Source organism: Zoogloea sp. (genome assembly GCF_023150065.1).
GTDB lineage: Bacteria > Pseudomonadota > Gammaproteobacteria > Burkholderiales > Rhodocyclaceae > Zoogloea.
This window is the reverse complement of the sequence record NZ_JAKLLN010000223.1, coordinates 1-535: the sequence shown is the minus strand read 5'-3', so window position 1 is coordinate 535 and position 535 is coordinate 1. Positions and strand designations below refer to the sequence as shown.

Genomic DNA, 535 nt, shown 5'->3' with positions numbered 1-535 from the left:
GCAGCACGTAGTCGGCCCCTCCCTCGACGATCTGCCGAGCAATCTCCGTCTGGCAGCCCATGGCGTCGATGGTCACCAAACAACCGGAAATCTCCAGGATTTCCAGCAGCTTCGGGATGGCCGTGATCTCATTGCTCTTCGCATCGACGACGACTTGGCCCAGGCTGATCTGATTGGCTGTGGCCCAGGCACTGACCATATGGATCGCCGCCTTACTGCTGGCCGCGTCGAAGCTGCGGCGGAGTGTCTTGCCGTCAATGGCGATGATTTGTCCGTCGGTGATGTCTTGCAGCGCCGTGATCCAACTCAGCAGACACTTCTCAAACTCCGCTGGTTTGATCGCTGCCAGAATGGCGTTGAAGCGATCGTGGGAAGGGATACCGTTTTGCAGGTCAAGAAACCGTGCCAACCACTCGCGTTTCTTCACGCCAAATTCCGCGATCGCAACGAAATCATCGGCTCCACAGATGACGGCGCACACGGCAATCACCACGATGTTGATCAGCGGATAGGTCACCTCACGACGGCGAGGGTC

Annotated in this window: 1 protein-coding gene; it reads right to left on the bottom strand. The window is 58.1% G+C overall.

The features are described from left to right. A partial coding sequence (locus tag L6Q67_RS24385; protein ID WP_296576367.1) for an ISAs1 family transposase occupies positions 1-535 on the bottom strand: 535 nt, incomplete at both ends.